This window comes from Cytobacillus sp., assembly GCF_032154635.1.
In the GTDB taxonomy this organism is placed as follows: Bacteria; Bacillota; Bacilli; order Bacillales; family Cytobacillaceae; genus Cytobacillus.
In genome coordinates this window covers 73,578-94,025 of sequence record NZ_JALDXW010000004.1, presented here as the reverse complement: position 1 = coordinate 94,025, position 20,448 = coordinate 73,578, and the positions used below count along the sequence as shown (strand labels likewise).

The 20,448-nt window shown below is 38.3% G+C and carries 20 protein-coding genes; 1 reads left to right on the top strand and 19 read right to left on the bottom strand.

The window, feature by feature from the left end; all coding sequences use genetic code 11:
• Nucleotides 1-68: 68 nt before the first annotated feature.
• The 15 genes from RUH74_RS04880 to RUH74_RS04815 form a co-directional block, all read right to left on the bottom strand.
• Nucleotides 69-827, bottom strand: coding sequence for a carbohydrate ABC transporter permease (locus RUH74_RS04880; protein ID WP_313799216.1), 759 nt, complete (start codon nt 825-827; stop codon nt 69-71).
• An 89-nt stretch (nt 828-916) separates the two neighbouring features.
• The gene (locus RUH74_RS04875) at nt 917-1,837 is read right to left on the bottom strand and encodes a carbohydrate ABC transporter permease (protein ID WP_313799215.1); all 921 of its coding nucleotides are present in this window, start codon (nt 1,835-1,837) and stop codon (nt 917-919) included.
• Nucleotides 1,838-1,922: 85 nt separating this feature from the next.
• A complete protein-coding gene (locus RUH74_RS04870) occupies nt 1,923-3,167 on the bottom strand; it encodes an ABC transporter substrate-binding protein (RefSeq protein WP_313799135.1) in 1,245 nt (414 codons plus the stop codon).
• A gap of 80 nt (nt 3,168-3,247) precedes the next feature.
• A complete protein-coding gene (locus RUH74_RS04865; protein ID WP_313799134.1) occupies nt 3,248-4,531 on the bottom strand; it encodes a Gfo/Idh/MocA family protein in 1,284 nt (427 codons plus the stop codon).
• An 84-nt stretch (nt 4,532-4,615) separates the two neighbouring features.
• Complete coding sequence (locus RUH74_RS04860) at nt 4,616-5,665, bottom strand: LacI family DNA-binding transcriptional regulator (RefSeq protein WP_313799133.1); 1,050 nt, start codon at nt 5,663-5,665, stop codon at nt 4,616-4,618.
• Nucleotides 5,666-6,060: 395 nt separating this feature from the next.
• On the bottom strand, nt 6,061-6,798 hold the full coding sequence (locus RUH74_RS04855) for a GntR family transcriptional regulator (RefSeq protein ID WP_313799132.1): 738 nt from the start codon (nt 6,796-6,798) through the stop codon (nt 6,061-6,063).
• Between the two features lie 682 nt (nt 6,799-7,480).
• Nucleotides 7,481-7,534 carry a DUF6903 family protein gene (locus RUH74_RS24140; RefSeq protein WP_396229878.1) on the bottom strand — a complete coding sequence of 18 codons (54 nt, stop codon included), beginning with the start codon at nt 7,532-7,534 and terminating at the stop codon, nt 7,481-7,483.
• Nucleotides 7,534-8,505 carry a UDP-glucose 4-epimerase GalE gene (galE, locus tag RUH74_RS04850; protein WP_313799131.1) on the bottom strand — a complete coding sequence of 324 codons (972 nt, stop codon included), beginning with the start codon at nt 8,503-8,505 and terminating at the stop codon, nt 7,534-7,536. Before galE ends, RUH74_RS24140 begins: the two co-directional genes overlap by 1 nt.
• 53 nt (nt 8,506-8,558) lie before the next feature.
• Entirely contained in the window at nt 8,559-9,659 is a 1,101-nt protein-coding gene (locus RUH74_RS04845) for an ABC transporter ATP-binding protein (protein WP_313799130.1), read from the bottom strand.
• A gap of 105 nt (nt 9,660-9,764) precedes the next feature.
• Nucleotides 9,765-10,682, bottom strand: coding sequence for a PucR family transcriptional regulator (locus tag RUH74_RS04840; protein ID WP_313799129.1), 918 nt, complete (start codon nt 10,680-10,682; stop codon nt 9,765-9,767).
• Nucleotides 10,683-10,774: 92 nt separating this feature from the next.
• Nucleotides 10,775-11,332 carry a PepSY domain-containing protein gene (locus RUH74_RS04835; protein WP_313799128.1) on the bottom strand — a complete coding sequence of 186 codons (558 nt, stop codon included), beginning with the start codon at nt 11,330-11,332 and terminating at the stop codon, nt 10,775-10,777.
• 104 nt (nt 11,333-11,436) lie between these two features.
• Nucleotides 11,437-12,006, bottom strand: coding sequence for a PepSY domain-containing protein (locus RUH74_RS04830; protein WP_313799127.1), 570 nt, complete (start codon nt 12,004-12,006; stop codon nt 11,437-11,439).
• Between the two features lie 58 nt (nt 12,007-12,064).
• Entirely contained in the window at nt 12,065-13,414 is a 1,350-nt protein-coding gene (locus RUH74_RS04825; protein ID WP_313799126.1) for a sensor histidine kinase, read from the bottom strand.
• Nucleotides 13,411-14,106, bottom strand: coding sequence for a response regulator transcription factor (locus RUH74_RS04820; RefSeq protein ID WP_313799125.1), 696 nt, complete (start codon nt 14,104-14,106; stop codon nt 13,411-13,413). Before RUH74_RS04820 ends, RUH74_RS04825 begins: the two co-directional genes overlap by 4 nt.
• A 117-nt stretch (nt 14,107-14,223) precedes the next feature.
• A complete protein-coding gene (locus RUH74_RS04815) occupies nt 14,224-14,544 on the bottom strand; it encodes a DUF3889 domain-containing protein (protein ID WP_313799124.1) in 321 nt (106 codons plus the stop codon).
• A gap of 187 nt (nt 14,545-14,731) precedes the next feature.
• Between RUH74_RS04815 and RUH74_RS04810 the strand changes: the two genes are divergently transcribed.
• The gene (locus tag RUH74_RS04810) at nt 14,732-14,989 is read left to right on the top strand and encodes a YhdB family protein (protein WP_313799123.1); all 258 of its coding nucleotides are present in this window, start codon (nt 14,732-14,734) and stop codon (nt 14,987-14,989) included.
• A gap of 58 nt (nt 14,990-15,047) precedes the next feature.
• On the opposite strand, the gene RUH74_RS04805 is transcribed toward RUH74_RS04810, so the two are convergent.
• The 4 genes from RUH74_RS04805 to RUH74_RS04790 all read right to left on the bottom strand — a co-directional run bounded on the left by RUH74_RS04805 (nt 15,048) and on the right by RUH74_RS04790 (nt 20,227).
• Nucleotides 15,048-16,280, bottom strand: a complete 1,233-nt coding sequence (locus RUH74_RS04805) for an MFS transporter (RefSeq protein WP_313799122.1) — start codon at nt 16,278-16,280, stop codon at nt 15,048-15,050.
• 194 nt (nt 16,281-16,474) lie between these two features.
• The gene (locus tag RUH74_RS04800; protein WP_313799121.1) at nt 16,475-17,116 is read right to left on the bottom strand and encodes a response regulator transcription factor; all 642 of its coding nucleotides are present in this window, start codon (nt 17,114-17,116) and stop codon (nt 16,475-16,477) included.
• A gap of 12 nt (nt 17,117-17,128) precedes the next feature.
• Entirely contained in the window at nt 17,129-18,244 is a 1,116-nt protein-coding gene (locus tag RUH74_RS04795; RefSeq protein ID WP_313799120.1) for a GAF domain-containing sensor histidine kinase, read from the bottom strand.
• A 237-nt stretch (nt 18,245-18,481) separates the two neighbouring features.
• Nucleotides 18,482-20,227 (bottom strand): phospho-sugar mutase, encoded by a 1,746-nt coding sequence (locus tag RUH74_RS04790; protein WP_313799119.1) that lies wholly within the window; start codon nt 20,225-20,227, stop codon nt 18,482-18,484.
• Nucleotides 20,228-20,448 lie beyond the last annotated feature (221 nt).

Sequence of the window (20,448 nt, the reverse complement as noted above, 5' to 3'; positions counted from 1 at the left end):
TATTACAATGTAATTTTATAATACTACTACTTATTGGGTCAACCCGACAAAATAAAATGTTTTTCTGCTCACTTTCCTCCCGTGACAGCAATCCCTTCAATAAATTGTTTTTGCAAGATGATAAATAAGATAAGCATTGGAAGTATCGCTAAAAAGGAACCTGCCATAAGGATCGGATAGTTGGTTAAATACTGTCCCTGAAGCGATGATAATCCGACAGAAAGAGTCATCGATTCTGGTGAACTATTCACAATCATTGGCCACATCAATTCATTCCAGCTCCAAAGAGTAGTGAATATCCCTAAAGCAACCAAACCTGGCTTAGCTAGTGGAAGCATGATCTTCCAATAAATCTGGAAATGGTTGCAGCCATCAAGTCTTGCAGCCTCTTCCAGTTCTTTTGGAAGTCCCATAAAGAATTGTCTTAGCAGGAATGTACCAAATGCACTAAACAAACCAGGAACGATCACTGCTTGCAATGTATTCAGCCAACCAAGCTTGACCATGATCATATATTGAGGCAGTAAAAATACTTGTCCTGGCACCATTAATACTGCTAGCGCTAGTATGAATAAAAAGTTTCTGCCCGGAAATTCAATCCGAGCGAAGGCATAGGCAGCTAGCGAGCATAAGAATACTTGTCCTACCGTCCGTACGATCGTAATAATAAGCGTGTTTAACATAAACTTGAAAAACGGCAGCAATTCAAAAATCTCTTTATAATTCCCCCATTGGAATTTCTCCGGAAAAATAACAGGAGGAACATGAATAGATTCTGCGTACGTCTTTAATGAGGTTAAGATCATCCATAAAAAGGGTACAACCATTGCTATAGATCCTAATATCAGGATGAAATGAATTAAAAATGTCTTACTCGTTACAAGCTGTCTCGCTCTTTCCAATGGTTCTCCCTCCCTCAATCATAATGAACCCATTTTTTCTGTAAAACAAATTGTATAGCAGTGATAATCAGAATAACGACTAATAATAGAACAGCAATGGCAGCTGCATAGCCCTTATCGTTTAACACAAACGCATGCTGATAGAATAAGTAGACAATCGATTGTGTATTTTCCAAAGCTGTACTGCTTTTTCCAATCATCATAAAAATCAAATCAAATACTTGAAAAGCACCAATTAATGACATGATACTTACAAAGAAAATGACTGGGGAGAGAAGAGGCAATGTAATTTTGAAAAACACCCGAATCGGGCCAGCTCCATCCATTTCCGCTGCCTCATAATATGTTTTCGGAATTCCTTGTAATCCAGAAAGAAAAATAACCATATTATATCCAATTCCGCTCCAGATTGCTACAGCTATAAGTGAATAAAGCGCAATTTTTGGATCAGTTACCCATTGTGGTCCATCAATGCCAATTAACGATAAAAGATAGTTTAATAGCCCATAATCCGAATTATAAAGCCATTTCCAGACCATAGCGATAGCTGCAGGCATTGTAATAACAGGTAAGAAATAGATGGTGCGATAAATAGATTTCCCCTTAATCTTCTGATTCAGAAGGACTGCTACTAGAATAGATAAGAAAATTCCAATTGGGACTGTAAATATGATATAGATCCCCGTATTCTTAAAAGATTGTAAGAGATTTGCATCTTCAAATATCCGCTTGTAGTTATCTAAGCCTGTCCACTCAAATTGACCAAATGCGCCCCATTCAGTAAAGCTATAATAAAAGGTTTGGAGAATCGGCCATAAATAGAAGATCAATAAGCCAAGCATAGTAGGTGCGATCATTAAATATGCCCAAAAGTAATCTGATCTTTTTCTCGTATTTGCCAAGTTAGAAACCTTCACTTTTGTATTCGTTTTCACTTCATCCTGCTGTGAAATTTCCTTCACTCTATTCCCTCCTTTTAAGGAAAGTGAAGAGAAGAAATCATTTCTTCTCTTCACTTTTTTATTCTTTTGATAGCACTTCATTAACCTTTTCTGTTAATTCATCTGCTGCTTCTTCAACACTTATATCTCCACTCCATGCTTTTTTAAGGATATCAATTTCATATTGCCAGATCTCTCCTGTGCTTTTTACATTAGGTAGAGGAATAGAGTATTCGGCAGCATCAATAAATACTTGAAGGTTGAGATCTGGCGCAGATTTCATCCAGGCATCTTGTGTACCGTTATATGCTGGAATGACGGTTCCAGTTTTCGCATATACCTCTGCAGCTTCTTTAGAGCCTAAGAACTGGACAAACTTCCATGCAGCATCTTTATGTTTTGTATTGGCTGCAATCACATTGGATAATCCGTGGATCGCTACCGCGCGTGTTTTTCCTTTTGGAAGAACTGTTACATTTAAATCAGGATTTTTCTTATATTCCGGGACCATCCAAGGACCATCAAGCATCATTCCAATTTTGCCTGATGAGAAAAGTTCAGAAGCAGCCGTTTCTGTCATCTGTGCCTGTGTTGGTGACAGTCCCTCTTTTATGAAACTAGTATAATATTCTAGTGCCTCAATTGTTTCTGGCTGATTGAATCCAGCTGACTTGCCACCCTCAGAAATAATTTCCCCTTCATTTTGCCAAATGAAATTATAATACCCTTCCTGATTAGCAATTGTTGAGGCAAAGCCCCAAATCCCTTTTTCCTTATTTGTCAGTTTTTCAGCAACTTCCTTCAACTTAGTCCAGTCCCAAGTTTCATCCGGATATGGGATTCCTGCTTCATCAAAGATCTTTTTGTTATACCAAAATCCGATTGTATCGTAGTCTTTGGGAATTCCATAAACTTTGCCTTCAACTGTGTAAAGATCTATTAGTGATTTCGGATAATTATCAAGGCTAAAGTTATCTTCTTTTGCAAGGTCACTTATTGGAAGGATTACTTTTCCTTCCGCATATTGATTCACATGAGCACCATTCATCCACATAACATCTGGCAAAGCGCCCCCAGTGGCTGCTGTTTCTAACTTTTGGAAATATTGTCCATATGGAGTTAATTCAGTTTTTACTTTAATGTTCGGATATGTTTCATTAAATAGCTTAATAATTTCTTCTACAGCTGAGACTTGATTTTTATCCCAAAATCCATACGTAATTTCAACCTTCCCATCACCAGATGCAGCATCATCCTTGCTGCATCCAGCTACTACGATGATTCCTATAATTACAGTTAAAAACATCAATAGCCACTTTTTCATTTCTTTCCCCTTCTTTCATTTGTAGTTTAATAGATTCGTAAATCGAGTTTTTCAAAACATTTACGCATTATAACAGGAGCTCAATTGACAGGATTTATGGAATCAGCTGCTAAACTAGCATAATAATCGTCAATATTAATAGACTGTCCTTGTTTTAATCTTGACTCTTCAGCTGCAAATGCCATTAAATGGCTTCTTACTGAAGCGGAAGCTGATGATACATCGCCTTCCTTGCTTCCATTTCGAACTTCTCGTAAAAATGTTCTCATGATGCCGTTATCACCACCTCCATGTCCGCCAATTGGACTGTCTAATTTAATAATCGTTTCATGTTTAGTTAGGAAATCAAAAATGGAAATTTGATTTTCATCCATCTTCCCGCGTATTTCTCCTTTTGTTCCCATGATTTGAACAATCCGCGTTTGCTCTCTTGTGAATCCGCACATGCTGAATGTAGCTGTTGTTCCACCTTCGAATTCCATGTTGACAACTTGATGATCAACCACATTATTATCTGAGCGGTACACACATTTTCCGTACGGTGTTTCATTTAATGCTTTAATAATTCCTTCATTCGTATAATCCTCTGTAAATTTCTTTGCCCAGCCTCTGCCTTCTCCTAGATAATACCTGCCAGCATGATATGGACATTCATGTTCAACTGGACAGCCATCTAAGCATCTCTTCGGTGCTCCAATTGGTGCATTCTCTTGCCTAAAATGCATAAGGGAGCCATAAGAACTTACACGCTTGCATTCCTTGCCAATGACAAAAGAAATAATATCCATATCATGACAGGACTTTTGCAAAATCATCGGACTTGAATGTTCTTTATTATTCCAATTGCCTCGTACAAAGCTATGAGACATATGCATCACTTCTACATTTTCATTAAGCTGAAGGGATACTACCTCCCCGATTTCACCTGATGAAATCACTTTTTTAATCGTTGCCCAAAATTCTGTGTACCTCAATACGTGGCATATGGTAAGCTTGCGATTATACTTTTTTGCTGCCTGTTCCATCGCTATGCACTCTATAGGGTCTGGAGACATTGGCTTTTCCAGCAGCACATGATAGCCCTGTTCAAGCGCTTTCATGGTTGGCTTAAAATGATTGCGGTCAAGTGTACAAATAATCGCAATATCTGCAACTTTTTTTTCTCGATTGAATACTTCTTCCCAAGATTCAAAACAAAATTCTTTGGAAATATTATGTGTTTGCTGTAATTTAGTTCTTCTCTCCATATTCGGCTCTGCAACCCCAATGATCTTTAGTTCATTTGGATAGTTCAGCGCGTATGGCGCATAGGCTCTTACGCCTCTATCACCAGCCCCGATGATAATTGCTGTTAATGGTTTCATGTTAAGATCTCCTCACCTTCATTTTCCTGATGTTTTCCTTCTTTTAGCCAAACGTTTTCCAGCAGCTTTTAAAAAAAGAACCATTTAGGTTCGTTTTATGTTAGATGACTCCCTAAGGACTAATTCAAAAGGCAATATCATTTTAATAGGAAGAGTAATTTTCCCTTCCACCATTTCCATAATTGTTTTCGCTGCCATTCTTCCCATTTCATATTTTGGGATTTCAACCGTTGACAGCTGTGGGGATGAATAGTTGCTTATTTCAATATTATCAACTCCGAAGAAAGCGATATCATCTGGAATTCTAAGTTCATTCTCTCTAGCTGCCCGCATCGCAGCGATCGCCATTAAGTCACTTGCACATACCATAGCTGTTGGCAAATGCTGTGGCTGTTCTTTAATCAAAGTTCCCATTTTCTCATAGCTATTTTCCATTTTCCACTTTGTATGTATGATCCATTCTGGCCGTATGGCAAGGCCTGCCTCTTCCATGCCTTGCTGAAAACCTTTGAAACGGTGTTCAGCATATAGGCCTTCAAGCGTTTCATTCATGCCTCCGCCAATAAAGCCAATTTCTTCGTGACCTTGCTCAACTAAGTACTGTACTACCATTTTGACGGCTGCTTCACGATCATAATCTACGGTTGCTATATTTTTATCTGTGTAAAAAAAGTCCAATCCTACCAGAGGAATCGTTTGTTGAATATAATCGATAATACTGCAATCAATCTGATCGATAAGAAGCAGTCCTTCAATCCCCAGCTCATGAATGGTCTTTAGAAGCAGTGCCTCATTTTCAAGCTCGTCCTTAGTAATACTAACCAAGCTGTAATCATTTTTGGCTAGGGCATCACGTATACCTGTATAAATCGTTGCAAAATAAGGGTTCATTTCTGCCTGTATTGGGTTGGCAACCCAGCCTATTTTCATTGTTCTTATGCTGGTTTTCTCTTTCTTGTTAGCAACTAAATTTCTCGCATGCTTATTTGGTACATATCCTAGCTCCTTAACAGCTTCCCAAATTTTTGCTTTTGTTTCCTGATTAACATTTCGAGTCTGATCATTTTGAATGACTCTCGAAACAGTAGAGATCGAAACACCTACATGTTCCGCTATATCCTTTAATCTTGTCACTTATAAAACACCTCTTAAATTATGTACTAATGATCCTTCCTTACTAGGATACCAAATTTTCATCCCTAATATAAAAGGTCTTTTGAATATTGTAAATATTAAGAGCTGTTCTATTTCCATGCATCATATGATTCTATTGCCCCTATAGAGGTTGGGTTGTAGGTACAACATCAGCAAAAAAATACTCTTACATTTACTATTTTCTAAGATGAAACACCATGATGTTAACAGAAAATTATAAGTAATATAAATATAAACTTATCAATCTTAACCTGTCAACCCAACAAGTAAAAAAATTAAACAGATTATTTTCTTACCTTTGCACTAACCCCTATTTACCTGAACATTTTTCAAGCATAAAAAATACTCATAGCTAAGACGCTATGAGTATTCCTTTATGTTAATTCTGTGTAAAAGCGGCAGCGGTCGCCTCGTACAATGGATATACAAAATTCAACAGGCATTCCATTCATATCATAGGCAGTTCGTTCAAGCAATAGGGCTGGGCGGCCCACATCCGTCTGAAGATACTCACTTTCTTCTGGACGTATCAGAACAGGTTCAAATGCCTCTTTTGCTTTCGTTACTACGATATTAAATTGCTGGGCAAATAAATCATATAAGGAGATTTCACCAACATTTTTCAGTTGGTCAATCGTAGAAACCACGCTTTTCGGAATGAAAGATGATTCCAAAATATACGGCTCATTATTTGCGCAGCGAAGACGTTTCATTTCTATCACGTTATCGTTTTTTTCAAGCCTCAGCGCTTCTCTTATTTTTGCCGTTGGTTTCGTTTCCTCTATTTTTAGAATGATATCCTTTGGGTTCATCCCTTTTTCTTTTAAAACTTTGCTAAAACTATAAAATCCCATTAAGGACTGCTGCAATTTTGGCTTTGCCACAAAGGTTCCTTTTCCTTGAATTCGATAAAGGATGCCTTCCTGCACTAGCTCTTCAATCGCTTTCTTTGCCGTATTCCGGCTTACATTAAATTGATCCATCAGCTGATTCTCTGAGGGGATTTTATCCCCATGTGTCCAATGTCCCTTCTGAATCGCACCCTTAAGTCTCTCCATTAATTGGTGATAAAGCGGAATGACACTATCATATTGCAATGGTTCCATTATCATATGCCTACCTTCCAACCATTCTTCAAACAAATTATATCATTGACGCTTATCGTGTCAACCCAACAAGTAAAAGAAATGCGGAGGCGCCTCGGTCATCGCCGTACAAACTGGAAGGGCCGCGACTGAGATAAAGGAAACACGGGGAGCGAATGCGAACCGATGTTGACTTATCGCAGGGAGGGGACCTGAAGTTTGATAGGCGATAGGCGCTGCAGCTAGACATCACGAAATGCGGAGGCGCCTCGGTCATCACCGTACAAACTGGAAGGGCCCCGACTGAGATAAAGGAAACACGGGGAGCGAATGCAAACCGATGTTGACTTATCGCAGGGAGGGGACCTGAAGTTTGATAGGTGATAGGCGCTGCAGCTAGACATCACGAAATGCGGAGGCGCCTCGGTCATCGCCGTACAAACTGGAAGGGCCGCGACTGAGATAAAGGAAACACGGGGAGCGAATGCGAACCGATGTTGACTTATCGCAGGGAGGGGACCTGAAGTTTGATAGGCGATAGGCGTTGCAGCTAGACATCACGAAAAGCACAAGCGCCTTGGTCACCGCCTTAACACCGAAGCCAGTCACTGCTCTAACCCCTAATTTATAAATTCTGATCCCATTTAAAAAGTAAAACTTAATTGAAGCGAGAAGAACACCTCAATAAGTTTTACTCTCTTTAAATAGATTATCGATTGTAATCATATAGCAGTGCTAAAAGACCAGTTAATCCGATTAGCATCAATATAATTGATTTTGATGCCATCTCCAAGCATCGGAAATGATTTGTTCTAAATTCCGTTCTGCCTTCCATCCAAGCTCTGAAAAGATTTTTTGTGAAGAGGCGACAAGTCTTGCTGGATCTCCCGCACGGCGTTCAGCCATTTCGGCTGTTGCTTTTAGCCCTGTTACCTTTTCACATGTCTCAAGCACTTCTTTCACAGAAAACCCATGCCCATTGCCGAGATTATATACTTCTGCTGCTTTTTCGTTTGATAACAGTGCTTTAAGTGCAAGAATATGGGCACTAGCTAAATCATTTACATGAATATAATCACGAATGCACGTGCCATCTGGTGTTTCATAATCAGAACCGAATATGGAAACTTTATCTCTTTGGCCTAATAAATGCTGAAGGATGATTGGAATTAAGTGTGTCTCAGGATTATGGCTCTCGCCAATCTGAGCAGATTCGTGCGCACCTGCTGCATTAAAATACCGCAAAACGATATAATTTAATCCATATGCATCTTTAAAATCTGCTAGAATCTGTTCAATTACTAATTTAGAATGTCCATACGGATTAATCGGTGATGTCGCTGTTTTCTCGTCAATCACTTCAACAGACGGAATTCCATAAACTGCTGCTGTTGATGAGAAAATAAAGTTTTTCACGTGATTATTCAACATTGCTTTTAATAGTTTTAACGTAGAAGCCACATTATTTTCATAGTACTTGAGCGGATCAATCACTGATTCTCCAACTAGACTATAAGCTGCAAAGTGCATAACAGCCTTGATAGGGTAGCTTTTGAATATCATTCGTAGCACTTCTTCGTCTCCAAGATCCCCTTCAACAAATATAGCACGGGAATCCAATGCCTCTCGGTGCCCTGTTGATAGATTATCAAGAACAATGACCTCTTCGTTTTCTACCAGTTCCTTAACAAGATGACTGCCTATATAGCCAGCCCCGCCAACAACAAGAATCAAGTCTATCTCTCCTCAGCTGTTTATATAAGAATGGGAATCTTCTTAACTGAATTCTACGGGCGAATACGTTTGTCAGTTTCAATATCAAAGAAGTGAGCCTTGTTCATGTCTAATGCTAGAGTAATCATTTGTCCTGTTTTTACTTCCGTGCGAGAATCAATACGCGCAATAAATGGCTGATCCTCCACCTGAGAATATAGCATCGTTTCTGCCCCCATTAATTCAGCCACTTCTATTTTCACATTCATTTTTGAACCTTGAGAAGAATCAATGAAAATCGGCTCATCATGAATGTCCTCTGGACGAATCCCCATCAATATTTCTTTGTTTACATACCCTTGGTCACGTAAATATTGCATTTTCCCTTCTGGTATAGCGATTGAAACGTTCCCAAAACTAATTTTCCCATTTGAAAGAGTTCCTTTAAAAAAGTTCATCGCAGGTGAACCAATAAAGCCGCCTACAAAGGCATTTTCAGGTGTCTCGTAAACTTCTTTAGGAGTCCCCACCTGTTGAATAATACCATCTTTCATAACAACAAGCCTTGATGCCATTGTCATAGCCTCTGTTTGGTCATGAGTAACATATATAGTTGTAGTTTGTAAACGATGATGAAGCTTTGTAATCTCAGCACGCATCTGTACTCGCAGTTTCGCATCTAAATTGGATAATGGTTCATCCATTAAAAAGACCTTTGCATCACGGACAATAGCACGTCCTAATGCAACCCGCTGACGCTGACCGCCAGATAGTGCTTTTGGTTTACGGTTTAAATACTCTTCAAGACCGAGTATACGTGCAGCTTCAGTTACACGACTTTTGATTTCAGCCTTAGGAAATTTACGCAGCTTTAATCCAAATGCCATATTATCATAAACCGTCATATGAGGGTAAAGAGCATAGTTTTGAAAAACCATCGCGATATCCCGATCCTTTGGCGGAACATCATTCATACGCACCCCATTAATGAAAAGGTCGCCTTCGGAAATTTCCTCTAGTCCTGCAATCATACGTAAAGTTGTTGATTTACCGCATCCTGAGGGCCCAACAAAAACAATAAATTCCTTATCCTCAATATCAAGATTAAAGTCTTTTACTGCTGTTACCTTATTATCATACTTTTTATAAATATGCTGCAGGTTTAATTCAGCCATTTTTCTCCCCCTCTTTATATGTTATTTACTACTATTATTTTTAGTTTAATGATCATGGTCAAGGTATGTAAATATGCAAACTGCACGAAATATTCAGAATTATAATTAGGCACCGTGTACAATCAAAGTATTATTCTTTTTTAGCAATAAGATTGCCAGTGTTACAAAGGTGGCATTAGAAAAAGAACGAATATCAATCCCTGTTTTTTCAATAAACTTATCTAATCTATACTGAAGACTATTTCGGTGAATATACAGCTTTTTTGCTGTTAAAGAAGCATTTAAATTATTTTGGAAAAATACTTGAAGGGTTTGAAGCATTTCTTGTTCCTGGATACTTTCAACCAAATAATCCGAAAAAATATGTTGATCTACTAATGAAGGTGATTCAATAAGCACGTGTGGAAAACCTTCGTAAAATGTAGTTACTCTTTCTTGATTAGCACCGTGATGAATGACCTCGATACATTGACATTCGTAAGAGAATTTTTCTTTTAATGAAAGATCAAATTTGTTCAATTGACCAATATAACCGTGAATATCAACAAAAAAGTCACTTATTAACGTATCAATTAATTGATTAAATTCCATTTTAGTGAAAGCATCTTGAGGCTGTTGATCGATAATGAATCCGTGCGTACGGCTCTGCCAAAATAATAGTGGCTGACCAAAGCCTCCAATAATAGCTTCTTCAAAGCTATTTGGATCCTCAAGCGGGGTTCTTAGAAAAAAATAAAAAAATCGTACAGTCTCAACACCACTTGACTGGGGAAGGGTATTCGAATGTTTATATAAAAATTCATGCCATTCTTGTTTTATGCGAGAGCTGTATTTACTATCAGCTTGGCAATCAATGGGGGTAAATAAATGGTTTAATAGGTTTAATTCCTCATCAGACAGAGCTGTTTTACTTATTCCAAATGTTTGGCCATCATCCGTTTGAAACCAATATCTTTTTCGATCATTTGAATTAAATTGTTCCGTTAAGGATGTTTGAAAATACCTTTTTAGTTTCTCAAGCATATGATCCCTACTTTTTTATAGTATTTAACCATTCTATATTATAACAAAAATAGAAAAAGCAGGAGCGCTCCTGTCTCCTGCTTCATCTATTATTAATCATCATATTCCACATTTAAAACATTTCCAGTCACTGCATCAAGATCTAGATCGACTTTTCCTTTGTTCGTTTTTAGTTCAAACTCATAAATGAGTCTGCCGTCATCTTCATCTTTATCCATTTCAATCACTTTACCGTTCACGGCCTTTTCTGCAATCTCAATAGCCTTTTTAGAAGAAATTATCTTTTGTTTATTGGAAATTACTTCTTCTGAGAAATTATTATCCCAATCATCTTCCCTATCCCACTGTTTTTTCATTTTGAGAATCTTCCCACTATATGCATCAATATGAATATGATATTCCAATTGTCCCTTTTCAATGTCTACTTCAAAATAAGGCTTACCGAACCGATGATAATTTTTAAACTCTACACTTTCTACATGTCCTTCCACTTTCGTTAATGCCATTTTTTCTGCTTCTTGAGCCGTTATCATTTGTCCCTCATTAACGATTGTTTCTGTAGGTATATCTTTTTTTGCAGCATTTGCTGCAACGGCTCCTCCTAGAATCAATGCTGCTGCCACTCCACTAATTAATAGCTTGTTTTTCATCTTTCGTTTCCTCCTTCATTTTCCTCTTTGTTAGCTACATCTACAATATAACTCGCAAATATTAGAGGAAAAGGAAAGAAAGATTAGAATTTGATGAGAAACACTTAATCATCCCAAGTCACAGAAATTACCTTTCCAGTGCTAGCATGAATTTCAACGACAGCTTCCCTGTCATCAGCTGTATCTATTTCCACTAGATAGTACATAAGATCACCTGATGTTTCTAAATCAATATCATCAACTATTCCAGCTACTTCCTTTAAAGCAATTTCCTTTGCAGCCGCTTCCGTTAATATTACCTTTGTTTTGGATTCCGTTTCACCTAATTCTTGCTGATTCTCCTGATCGAAATGATCCGGCTCAATCGGTTCCTTCTCCTCTTCATTCTTTCTGCTTCCAACTTTTGAGAAGGAAAGCACTTCCCCATTTGAAGCATTTAATCTTATTTCATAGATTATCTGATTTCTGTCCATTTCAATCACATAGTTGTCATCATTTTGCTCAATCTTTGTTATTTCACCTTTGTACCTATTTTCAACAAGTTCCTTTGCTTCTTTTTGAGACAAAGATTCAGCCGATGTGGTTACTCTCCCCCATTGCTGAAACCCTATAAACAGAACGGCGAGAAGGACCGCTCCCCCGATCGCCCATATACCTAGTTTTTTCCTCATCATTTCACCTCACTTTTTCTCTATTTTCTAATATAATCATGAGAAAATGCTGAGAAATCGCCTAATATTTCAAATAAAGTTTGACTGTCGTTCCAATGCCCTCTTTGCTATCAAGAGCAACCTTAACACCTAGCACCTCAGCAAGTTCTTTAGCTAGTGAAAGCCCTAAGCCTGATCCACCGCTCTTCCTGTTTCTTGCCTTATCCACTCGATAAAAACGGTCAAACACCTTTGGCAATTCATCTTTATGAATGCCGATGCCTTGGTCAATGATTTGAATGACAGCTTGATTATCCTTTATCCTAGTTAGAACTGTGATTTCCTTATCACTATATTTCCGCGCATTATCAAGGAAAATATATATGAGCTGTTTCAGCTTCTGTTCATCTGTTTTAAGCTCAAATGCCCCTTTTATTTCAGTGTTATAAGTAATTTTCCGGTTATAAGCACTTTGAAAGGCATGAAGGGTTTGCTTAATGAATTCGTTAAGATTCACCTTGGATATATGCAGATTCCATTGCTCATTATGTTTTGCCAGCAATAGCAGCTGCTCTGTCAATTCTCTCATCCGAATGGCCTCTGAGTGAATCGCCTCAATCGATTCCGCAAAAAGCTCAGGCTCCTGCAGTCCTCTCCGTTTTAACAAACTTGCATAACTTTCAATCACCGTTAGCGGTGTTTTCAGCTCATGTGAGGCATTGGAAACAAATTGTTTTTGCTTTTCAAAGTTTGTTTCCAGCAGGTCAATCATATGATTAAACGTTTCACCCATTTCATGGAGCTCATCCTTAGACTTCTTATCTAGAGAGAGTCTTTTAAACTGACCGCTCTGTTTAATTTCAATCATTGTTTTTATCATTGACGTTACAGGCTTAATCAATAAATTACTTAGTATACGGCTTGAAATAAATACAGGAATAAGTGCTAGCAACGTAACTGTAATAAGGACTATTCGAAGAATTTTTAAATTTCCAATGGCCGTTTCAATGCTTTTTGTGATTTGCAAATTGGCAACATCCCCGCCAGGTAGGATAATTGGCATAGAGGCAAAGGCGTATGTGCGATTATTTATGATCATCCTCTCGCTTACTTCTCCTGAGAAATAACGGTCCTTCTTCTCACTTAATTCCTTTTCTGTTGGAGAGGTAACCGAAATCGATTTGAGAGCAGGATTCACAATTCTTATCATGCCATCAATTGGGACATAGGCACGCAAAAAATCTCTTTCTTCAGTCATATTTGTTAATTGATTAAAGACGGCTGCGATTTTTTCCGTTTCTTCTTTAACAGTCTTCGTTTCGCTTTGAAGAATTAAATTGCTGAATAAAATATAAATAGAAAGATTCATTATTAGCAGCAAAATTGAAAAGAGAACAGCCGTATATAGGTTAATCTTATTCCGCAGCTTCATTTTGCTTCCCTTAACACGTATCCAACCCCGCGAATGGTATGAATAAGAGTTGGTTTATTTGCGGTATCTATCTTTTTTCTAATGTAGCGAATGTACACATCAACCACATTTGTATCGCCTAAAAAGTCATATCCCCATACCGCTTCGATGATTTGATCACGATTTAACACTTGCTGTTTGTTATGCATTAAATATACGAGAAGATCAAATTCCCTTGGAGTTAGCTCAACGTTGTCTTCCCCGCGAACAACCTCTCTTGTTTTTTCATTCAATTTTAAATCAGCTATTGTCAGCCAACCAGTGTCTTCTTCTATTTGTTCTATCCCCTTAAACCTTAGAGCAGCACGAACTCTAGCAAGCAGCTCCTCAATTTGGAATGGCTTTGTAATATAATCATTTGCTCCAAGATCGAGGCCAGATACCTTATCCTCAACCGAGCTTTTTGCAGTTAATAAGAGAACCGGCGTATGCAAATCATGAGTACGAATGCGCCTCAACAGCTCAATTCCGCTTAATCCAGGAAGCATGACATCTAATAGAATTAAATCCCACGTTTGTGACCGATATAATGCCAATGCATCTAATCCATCCATTGCCTTTGTCACCCTATATCCCTCATATTCCAATTCAATTTCCAATAGTCTTGCAATTTTCTCTTCATCTTCTACGACTAAAATAGACTCATTTGCCAACCTGATCTCTCCTCTTACGTCCAATCATATTAAAACAAGAGTAGCAGAAATCATAGAGAAATTCATTATGTACCATACAATTACACACAAAAAAAGCAAGAGAGGTTTCATCCTCTCTTACCCTCTTTTCTCCTCTACAGTTAAACTAAGCGTTCGTTTATTGTCTAAACTATGAGTGACTTTTACTGTTAAGGTGACTGGTTTTCCGTTCTCGTTTACTTGGAATGTAAATGAATCTGTTACATCTGTTGGAGATACTTTTTGCCTGCCAGTATATTGATATTCAACCACCTCTTCATCTGGAAAATCCTCTTTAACAACGGACGTTGCAATCCTGCCGTATTTTTCATAATCTGGTTTTTCACTCTCAGCGGAAGAAAGGGTCCATGTACTCATAAATAAACTAATAATTATAAAAGCAAACAAGAGCTTTTTCATTCTATCCCTCCAATAGCATTTGTGATTACCCCTATTTTTCGCGACTTTTCTAATTTTATTCATGTAAACATTATTCAAGGTAAAAGTTGAAAACCCATTCAAATCAACATGTCCAACATTTACTGTGCAATTTCCCGATGAAGAACCGCAAACTATAATCAACTCCTGCAAGAGGAGGAAAGGACAAATGAATAAGTTGGATTATGATCGAGCCCTATTCTACACACACCGATCAGAATGGGATAATTTGTTGATTTTAATGGTTAGAACGGAGGACCAATTTCTTTCAAAAAAAATTGAGCATTTCCTGCATGCTTATCATTTTGAAAAGGATTACTCTGTTCTTGAAAAACATTTATATTCTTTACTCAGGTACATCGATCATGCAATTGAATTTGCCGAGAATGAATTGCGAGAAACTATTTACCAGCCCTTAATGAGTTAAAATATGGATTCCACCAATAATAAAACACGACCCGATAAAAGGTCGTGTTTTATTTGATTTAACCATGCTGTGTCCTTGACAAAACAACTTCTTTTCTGCGCTTCATTATTTTTTCAAGTATATATACGACTAAAAGTGCCGATGTCATTATCCCTGTCAGGATTAGGAAGCTAAGGGAAATATGGCTGGAAGCTGTTAATCCAGTAAACATCATTAATAATACAACTCTAAGAGCTAGTCCCACTGCCCTGAATAAGCTGTCAACCCTTCCTATAATTTCGTTTGGAACTGTATCCATCATATAGGAATTTCTTGCCACCCTTGTACCGGCATTTCCAAAGGCCAAAAGGACAGTTAATACTAAAAAGAAGGGAATGTTCTTCGTAAGTAGAATGCTCGAAATCCCTATCGTATAGATAAAGACAGTGATTACTATTGAGCGCCGATTTCCCCATTTAGCAGCGAGAAAAGGGATGAACACACCGGCGGTTGCTGCCCCAATTCCATAAACCATGCTTTGCATTCCATAAACAGATGCATCTGCCTTTAAAATATCTGCTAAATAGACAGGAAAGACATAATTCGTTACCATCACCCCAATAAATGGCATAAAGGAAGCCAGTAAAAACCAGAAAATGAGAGGCTGATTTGTCATATATTTATATCCTTCTGTCATTTTAATCAAATAGGATCCCTTCGTTAATGATCGCTCCTTTGGAGAATAAGGAACCATTTTGAATAACAAAAAAGCACCAAGATAAGTAACCGCATCTAATAGTAGCAAATAATGTAATTGGACGGTAGAAATAAGCATGGCAGCAAAAGCACCAGCAATTACACTTGATATTTGCCCCTGTATTTCCATAGCCCCATTTAATTGCTTATATACGGATTGATCAAAGATTTCTTGATTAAATGCAAAGATAGCTGGATAGAAAAGGTTATAGTAAAAGCTGCCAGTACCATACAAAATAATATAATGCCAAACCTGATAATCAAGACCTAGTGCGCCGACAAAAACAAAAGCTATAACAAGTAAGAAGCCAAATGCCTCACCAAACATTAAAATTCGTTTTCTGGAATAACGGTCAACAAGGTGGCCAATTGAAGGCGTTATAATAAAATTAAAAACTGTCATAAAAATAGTAATGTATCCGAAGGTTGTTCCCCCATCGACTTCAGTAACAAGAAGCCACGGAATGGCTATCATCGTAATACCAGAGCCAATCGATGAAAGAATATTAGCGAATAGGATGAAATAAAAGCGTCGATCACGATACAATTTATTCACTTGAATCCCCCCGATTCGGCTTTTTGTTTGCAAAGGTCATTGATCACAGTCAATTTCATTTTGTTTCTCTCCTTTTATACATACTCTAAGTATAAGGAGAGATTGTTCCATTCACTTCGTCGCATAGGATGATATCCCCTATATATTTAGTCTTAAGAATAATCAGTTTTTCTACGACTTTTGACGGAGAATAATCATTTTGTTAACCCATTTCTCACTGCATACAATGCAGCCTGCGTACGATCTGCTAATTCTAGTTTGGAAAGAACATTGGATACATGTGTTTTTACAGTTTTTTCAGTAATGAATAAATCTGCTGCAATTTCTTTATTGCTTTTTCCTTTTGCGATTTCCTTTAGAACTTCTAATTCTCTTTTTGTTAACCCATCTAACGGTTTTCTTTCATCACTGTTTTTTGCTGTTAAGTGAGAAAGAAGATGGGAGGTCGCCTTTGGATGCAATTGGTTTTCACCATTTTTTAAGTGAATGATGGCACGTACAAGCTCGTCTGGTTCAATATCCTTTAATTGAAATCCCGAAGCACCAGCTTCAATGGCTGGAATCACATGGTCCTGATCTGAAAAGCTTGTTAGCATCATGATTTTTACATCTGGACATTCTTGCTTTATTGCACGTGTTGCATCTATTCCGTTCATGATTGGCATTTCTAAATCCATTAATACGATATCGGGCAGGAGCTTTACTGCCATTTCTACTGCTTCTTTCCCGTCCCTTGCCTCGCCTATAATTTCAATTTCCGGCTGGGTTTTGAGAAAAAATACTAACCCCCGTCTTACAACATGATGATCATCAGCAATAAGAATACGAATAGTCATTCATATGCCCCCTTATATTGGCATGGTAATCAGAATCTTTGTTCCTTTTTGCGGGGAGCTTTGCAGAATAAACTCGCCATTTAAACTTTCCGTGCGGTCCTTCATACTTTTTAAACCGAGCGATGGAATTCGCCCTTGCTTCCCATCATAATAAAATCCAGAACCACAATCCGAGATCTCCATGATTACCTTATGTTTTTCTATTGAAAGACTTACATAAACATGTGTCTGCCCAGAATGCTTTTTACAATTTGCCAATGCTTCTTGGCCAATTCTCCAAAGGGCTTCCTCCACTTTTCCAGGAAGAGCGATCACACCGTTTACTTCTGTTTGCAGCTTGAGACCGAGCATCTCTCCATAGCCGATTAAAGCACTAGTAAGCCCATTTTCTAATCCACGCGGTCGTAACTGCCAAATTAAGGCTCTCATTTCACTTAAAGCCTCCTGCGCTAAATCTTGAATATACATAAAGGTTTCCTTCATATCGGATTCCTTTGCCATTTCAGCTCCTCCCCTGGCAGTTAGGCTTAGAGAAAAAAGCAGCTGATTGACCGAATCATGTAGATCCCTCGCTAACCGATTTCTTTCTGCCGTGAGAGCAGTTTCCTGTTCAAGCTCAGTCAGCTTAATCCGTTTAAGTGCAGTACCAATTTGAAAAGCAATCGACTCCAGCAAGGCGAGCTCTTCTGGCTCAAAATGGGATTTATTTGGGGCACCCACATTAAGAATGCCAAATTTTTCCTCGCCTGCCCGCAGCGGTACAGTTGCGTGATGGGTCAAACCGTTAGTGTCATTTCGTTTCTCTAGCAAGGCTGCCTCAATTCTTTTACATTCAATAATATTGATGGCTTTATAAAGCCTGCCATTATTATAGCGGTCGATACACCAGCAATCCCCTGTACACATCGGATTACACTCATTACGAGAGAGGGCAGGAGGAAGATTTTCTTTTGCAGCCAGCACATATTTGCCATCAGGCTCGATTAAAAAAATCCACCCGCTAGTTAACCCCGTTACATGAAGCAATTTTGCCAGCACTTCTGATAATATTCCTTTAACCTCTGTGCCTTCATTTAATAATTCAGCAATTTCCTTTAATATCCGGATTTCAGAATGATGTTTTTCCACTGTTTCTCCTCCAAAAACTACTTCCTCTCATTATTATAATACTTTTCAAATAAACATTCGTTAGCAATTAGAATGAGGTCACCTACGACTAAAGATGTAAGAAAAGCGGAAGCGCCTTGATCATCGCCGTACAAACTGGAAGGGCCGTGACTGAGATATAGGATATAGGAAACACAATGAGCGGAAGCGCCTTTTAAAAACACCGAAGAGATGCCTCTTCGGTGCCATTGTTTCAATTTATTTAATTGATAATGATTTTATTTTTTCATCAATTATATTCATGAATTCATTTTCTACTGCCGTTAGCTTTTTCCTGCTGTCACCTAATGATGGACTGTTAATGCCGAAATAAAATTTGACCTTTGGCTCTGTCCCAGATGGGCGCATACAAATCCATGTTCCATCCTCAAAAATATATTTAATGACATTTGATTTTGGTAAATCAATAATCTCTTTCTCTCCATTGCTTGCTGTTCGTACACCCGCTAAATAATCTTCAACTGCGGTAACCTTCAGATTGCTTAGCTTTTCAAGGGGATTTTCCCGGAACGAAGCTAATGTTTGCTGGATCAGCTCGGCACCTTCTTTGCCTTTTAGCGTTAAAGAACGGAGCCCTTCAAGATAGCATCCATATTGTTTATAAATCGCTAATAGGGCATCATATAAGGACATTCCCTTTTTCTTGTAAAAAGCGGCTGCCTCTGCTGTTAGTATTGCAGCCTGTACAGCATCCTTATCCCTAGCAAAGTCCCCAATTAAATACCCATAGCTTTCTTCATACCCAAACAAAAAGGTGTATTCGCCTGTTTCATCATACTCTTTCATTTTCTCAGCAATAAATTTAAAACCGGTTAGCACATCAACAGTTTCAATACCATAGGAGGAAGCAATTTTTCTTCCTAATTCCGAGGTAACAATGGTTTTTAGAATCACCCCATTTTTCGGAAGAGCCTGTTTTTCTTTTTTCTGTGATAAAAGATAGTGCAGCAGCAACGCCCCTGTTTGGTTTCCAGTAAGCAGAACGTATTCACCAGATTGATCTTTTACGGCAATCCCCAATCTGTCTGCATCAGGATCTGTCGCAATTAACAAATCTGCATGGAATTCCTTCCCTGCCTTTATAGCAAGTTCGAAGGCCGATTTCTCCTCTGGATTTGGACTTTGTACGGTTGAAAACTCTGGGTCCGGGAGCTCCTGCTCTTTAACTACTTGAACATTAGTATAATTTAAGGCCTGGAACGCTGCCCTTACAGGCTTATTTGCCGTCCCGTGCAATGGAGTAAAGACAATTGACAGGTCTACCTCCGTGCTAAGAGTTGGATTTTCTGATATGGTTACAAGCTTCTCTATGTACTTGCTGTCTACTTCTTCTCCGATCATTTTTATTAATCCTTGTTCTTTCAGCACGGCTTCATCATGAACATCAATCAGCAGCTCATTTTCAATTTCATTTACTTTTGAAATAACGATGTCGGCAATGGATGGCGGCAGCTGTGCACCATCTGATCCATACACCTTATAGCCATTATATTCAGGCGGGTTATGGCTTGCTGTCACAACAATCCCCGAAAAAGCTTGCAAATGCCTCACTGCAAAAGATAACTCAGGTGTCGGTCTAAGCTCATTAAATACATACGTCTGAATCCTTCTTGTTGCTAACGTTTTTGCAGCCTCCATTGCGAATTCAAAAGACATATGACGTGAATCGTAGGCAATGACCACGCCTCGTTTCTTTGCCTCTGTTCCAGCCTCTTCTATGTACGCAGCTAGCCCCGCTGAAGCTTTTCTAACTGTGTATATATTCATTCGATTCGTACCGGCACCGATTTCGCCACGCATCCCGCCGGTCCCAAATTCTAAATCTTTATAAAAAGCATCCTCTAGCTTTTTTTCGTCTATCTTCAGCTTTTGAAGCTCTGAAAGTAATTCATTATCCAATGGTTCATGCTGAATCCAGCGGTCAGCTTTTATTTTCCAATCCATATACATCCCTCCAAAACTCCTTACATTAAAACATTTTGTTAATAAAAAATCTACTGCTTATACCTTAATTCTTTATCCACTGTTGCTTTCCTTCTATTTTAAATTGTATTCACCCATTCCTTAAGATAGTATTTGGAATAATGAATGTCAAAAATATGACGAAACTCAGAACAAACAAGGATTTTATGATATTGTTGATTTACAAAGGCAGAGCAGTAGGT